This window comes from Roseiarcus sp. (genome assembly GCF_052145395.1).
In the GTDB taxonomy this organism is placed as follows: domain Bacteria; phylum Pseudomonadota; class Alphaproteobacteria; order Rhizobiales; family Beijerinckiaceae; genus Roseiarcus.
In genome coordinates this window covers 1-4,379 of sequence record NZ_JBKQOT010000318.1, presented here as the reverse complement: position 1 = coordinate 4,379, position 4,379 = coordinate 1, and the positions used below count along the sequence as shown (strand labels likewise).

Annotated in this window: 5 protein-coding genes; 1 reads left to right on the top strand and 4 read right to left on the bottom strand. The window is 65.3% G+C overall.

Annotated features, from left to right (window positions below; translation table 11 throughout):
* The 3 genes from ACLP25_RS10715 to ACLP25_RS10705 form a co-directional block, all read right to left on the bottom strand.
* A partial coding sequence (locus ACLP25_RS10715; protein ID WP_442469180.1) for a glycosyltransferase occupies window positions 1-1,179 on the bottom strand: 1,179 nt, incomplete at its 3' end.
* Window positions 1,179-1,763, bottom strand: a complete 585-nt coding sequence (locus ACLP25_RS10710) for a glycosyltransferase family 9 protein (protein ID WP_442469179.1) — start codon at window positions 1,761-1,763, stop codon at window positions 1,179-1,181. The genes ACLP25_RS10715 and ACLP25_RS10710, both read right to left, overlap by 1 nt.
* Window positions 1,738-3,615, bottom strand: coding sequence for a hypothetical protein (locus ACLP25_RS10705; RefSeq protein WP_442469178.1), 1,878 nt, complete (start codon window positions 3,613-3,615; stop codon window positions 1,738-1,740). The genes ACLP25_RS10710 and ACLP25_RS10705 overlap by 26 nt, the downstream gene beginning before the upstream one ends.
* A gap of 270 nt (window positions 3,616-3,885) precedes the next feature.
* Here ACLP25_RS10705 and ACLP25_RS10700 point away from each other — a divergent pair, with 270 nt between their 5' ends.
* Window positions 3,886-4,113 (top strand): DUF1674 domain-containing protein, encoded by a 228-nt coding sequence (locus ACLP25_RS10700; RefSeq protein WP_442469177.1) that lies wholly within the window; start codon window positions 3,886-3,888, stop codon window positions 4,111-4,113.
* A gap of 34 nt (window positions 4,114-4,147) precedes the next feature.
* Here the strand turns inward: ACLP25_RS10700 and ACLP25_RS10695 are convergent.
* Window positions 4,148-4,379: hypothetical protein (locus ACLP25_RS10695; protein WP_442469176.1), on the bottom strand; the 232-nt coding region annotated here is incomplete at its 5' end.

The following is a 4,379-nucleotide window of genomic DNA, read 5'->3' as shown; positions in this document are numbered from 1 at the left end:
CTTCCAGGTCCTCATCCGACGCGACGCAATCTCCTGGAGCAACGCTTCGTAGCGCCTGCTGTTAGTTGCAAGCGTCTCGAACCCGGCTTCGATTTCGCTCAGGCTATGCGGGTCGACGGTCAGGCAGCCGCCGCCCGCGGCGATTTCGGCAATCGATCCTTCGTTCGAGCACAGGCAGGGTTTTCCGCGCCAAAGGCTTTCCGCGACCGGCACGCCAAATCCTTCGGCAAGCGAGACGAACACGGAGGCGTGCGCACGTTTGGCCATCGCCTCGACCTGGTCGTCGGGCAGAAAGCCGTGGAGGACGATGCGCCCGTTCGAGCGCTTCGCCAACAGGCTTGCGGCGAGGGCCGAGTCAGCCGCCACGGATCCGACGACGTTCAGCCGGATATCGAGATCCGGGCGCCGCGCGATCAGTTTCAGGAAGGCCGCCATGGCCGCGAGCTGATTCTTGTGGGCTGAGACCGTCCCAACCGTCACGAACTCCTTTGTTCCGCCCGCGCTGCGTGAATTGCGGTGAGGAACGGCTCGAGGAGCGCCAAGGACCTCCTCGGGGAGATGGATCGGCCGCATCGGAGGCAGAAGCAGCGGCTGGTGTCCGTGGCGCACGAGCCACTCGGTCAACAAGTTTCGGCTGGTCAGAGACACCGGAAGCAGGAGATCCGCCAGCGCCAACGCGTGCGCATAAACGGTGAACCGAAGCTTCTGGTTCTGACCGTCGTCCGCCTTTCCGGCGCCCGCCATGTCGGCGAACGCACGACCGCGGGTTTGCCCGAGCTGATAAGTGAGAGGCATGATATCGTGGACGATGACGGCGATGGGCGCGCCGTGATCGCGGGCCCAACCGATCGGCTCGTCGATCAGCAACGACGGGTAGTCCGGATCGTGGCTTGCAAGGTGCGGGACCTCCGGAATGAGAAGCCAGCTTTCGGCCTGCGGCTCAACCGGGGTATGAGGCGGGCGCGTCGCCTGTAGCTCGGGACCGCCATGCCGGGCGAGGTTGTCGAGCAGCTTCTGTTCGGCGTGGACAAGGGTTCCGCGCTTGCGGCTCCAGCAGACGGGGACGAGTTCGACCTCAGGTCGCAGAACGAGTTGGCGCGCGAGGTTCTTCACGACCCTCGGAATGCCGCTCATCCCATAGTCGGTTCCGGTAACGTGAACAAAGTAATGGACCAGCATCAATGCGCCCTGAGCCCGTATTCCGAACGCGGACCCGGAGCAGCGGCCGCGCTTCTCACATCATCGAAACGATAGAAGACGTCCTCAGCGCGCATTTCCACCATACAGGCGACGCCGTTCGGACAACGATCGATCCCGATTTCGCACGGCGCGCACGGAACCGCCTTCGTCATCGTCACGACTCGCGGCCCGCGCGGCATCCATTCGTTGAAGGCGTGGCTCGCCGCAAAGATGCATAGGGTCCAGCGCCCGCGCGAGGCGGCGAGATGTGCTACGCCGGAGTTGTTCGCCACGACGTAGGGCGCGTTGTCGACAGCCTCGACGACTTCGGCCCACGTCCACGAACCGCAGACGTTGGCGACTGTCTCCGACGACAGGCCGCGCACGATGTCGTTCGCCGCCACGCGCTGGTCGCGCGTTCCGACGATGACCACGGGAAGACCATGCTCGCGCACGATCAGCCCGACCAGGGCGCGATGATGACGCCAGGGCCATTGTCGCAGCCGCTCGTTGGCGAACGGCGAGATCACAACCGGAAAGCGCCCCCCTCGTCCTCCATCACTCGAGTTCCGTCGTGTACGCATTGCGCAGTCGGAGCTCAACAAGGCGCGCGAGCAGCGCCATCGCTTCGGACTGGTGAGCGCCGCGGATGACGCTCGCGCGCAGGAATCGCAACCCCATGAAGCGGAAGGGCCTGACTTCGAACGTCGGACTGCCGACCAGCCGGAACTCGAATTCCGGGATGCGTTCGTCGACGGCGAGATCGATGCGCGGATAACCGCCGCGCGCCGCCTGCAACACCCCGGCCGCCACGGTCCGCAAACCCGAGTCCCGGACGATGTCGTACGGAATCTCGAAATCCCCGTCGAGCGGCTCGATCAGGCATTCGAACTGGTACCGGCCCGGCGTCAGCTGCTCGTAGGGCCCCCAGATGATCGTCCGCATGTCCTGCGGCCGGAACGATTGCTGGAGCGCGATCTCATAGGTCCTGTGTTCCGCCATCGACGTATGGAACCTGGCCGCTGTGATGACGCCAGTTTCGGCCCGGTCGTCGACGGTGGCGCTCGGGATGTTCAGACGAATGGTTAGCCACGGGAATAAATCGTAGCGGTCGAAACCGGCTCGGTGGCGCGCGTCGATGACCTGAAGGATCTCGCGGGAGTCGTCATAAAGGCGCAGGTCGATCGCAAGATCGTAGGATTCGCCCTCGATCTTCCTGGCGAAGCCCGCGATCAGGGTTTTGCGCGGCGGCCGCTCCTGCCGCGCCGAGTCGTCCTCGGGGAAGAAGTCGAACGCGACGACCTCGTCGAAGAAGCCGCTCCGCTGGGCCTCGGCGATGTTCCAAGAGCCGCAGACGAGGGTGAGTCGCGCGCTCCCGAACGCCTGGCGCAGGGTCTTGAACGCTTCCGTCGCCATCATGAAATCGCCGCGATGATCGAGCTTCAGCACGATAATGCGGCTGATCCCGTGCAGATCGGGCGCGACTATCCGGATGGGCGCCGGCTGGTTCTTGTCCAGCGGGAGAAAGCGGACCGGCTTCGTCGCCGTCTCGGCCCAGAGTTCATCGGCGTCCAGTTCGGAACGCCATGGGGGTCGGACGATTCGCTCGAGCGCGAGGACGATATCCTGGCCGCCTTCCGGGCTGGCGTTCAGACCGGCCCAGTACGGAAAGCCCGCATCGCTGTCGCCGAGAAATCGAACCCGAAATTCGCACGGGTCGATCGCCTCCTCGACGTCCGCCATGAGGGTGTTCGGCGTGTAGAAGCGTCGGTGCAGCCGGTTGCGTCGGGACGGCAGCCGCAGCTTGCGTTCGTACAGGAACTGATGCGGAACGCTGATGATCATCATTCCGCCGACCGAGAGCTTGGAGAAGCAAAGCGCGAGAAATTGGCGGGTCTCGGGCAGGAACTGCAAGACGTTATGGATAAAGAGCGCATTCAGCTCGTTCTTCAGGCCGCCGACGTTCGCCTGCGCCTCTTCGGCGTCGCCGGAATTGATCGTGACCGTCGCTGCGATGGGAAGAAGGGAGCCGCGCCATTCGTCGGCCGCGGCCCGCAGTTCCACGACCGCTCCCTTGGCCGCCGCCGCGCGAAGCGCATCCTGCGCGAGGATGAGCCTCAAGAGGCTCTGCTCGCGCGGCTTTTGGGCCCCGATCCACGATTCATCGAAGGTAGGCGACGCTTCGCAGGTCTCCGGCGACCGTTTCGGGATGGCGGACTCGTCCACGACGTCGTCGACCCGGGCGTGCTCGAAACCCGAAAATGCTCCTTCTCCGAGCGGCGCGCGGGCGCCGGCGCCCGCCTCGAGCTGCAGCGGCTCCGGGCGAAGCGACGGCGTCAATTCTCGATCGGATTGAGGGGCTGATGCGGCTTCGCCGAGCGGGCCCCTTTCGCCCCCTGACGACGACTTCGCCTCGAAGCCCTGCGAAGTCAGCACGCCAAATGTTCCAAACCAACGTCTGTTGCGGTCGGTCATAAACTTGTTCCCGATCGCCTTTCTCATTTGCGTCCCCTTATGTCGAATCCTGCATGGCAACGCAAGACAACCAACAGGTTTCTTCAGCGAGACCCCGGTTGGCGCGAAGGCGATGGCCTTTGCGTCGCGCGAGCGGGCGCTGCGACCGCCATTGGGCGCATTGAAAATCGGGGAGCCCGGCGAGTAGAATAGCTTCGCTAATCGAGCGCGCGTTAGCGAGCGGAGGACACCATGAAAGGCGCTGTCGACGACATACCGGTCCCGCCCCGGGAGGGCGCCCCGTCCGCGAGCCGGGGCGAACGGGCGCTGCCGGCTGCGGCGCGGCGCGCGCTTGCGGAGGCGGAGGCGCGGCGGGCGAAAAGCGCGCCGGAACGCCCGCGCGAGATCGCCGGCCGCGGCGGCGAGGACCCAGTGCGCTACGGTGATTGGGAGGTCAAAGGGCTCGCCGTCGATTTTTGAGCGGGGGCTTGATCGGTTCTCGCCGGGGAACCGTTCACGCCGGAGTCGTTGGGGATCCAGCCTCACGTTTCGAGCGGGCCCGTCGGGCCGGGTCCAAGTCGCCAATCGGATGCCTCAGATAGGCGGAGAGGCGCGCAGCGAACGCGTCGGAGGTCTCGGCGAACAGGCGCTCGAACTCGATTGCGGCGCGCCGCTTGAGCTTCTTCTGTTTTACGTCGAGCCGCTCGGCCAGGCCCGCCAGCGCTTCAGGGGAAAGTCCGCCGTGG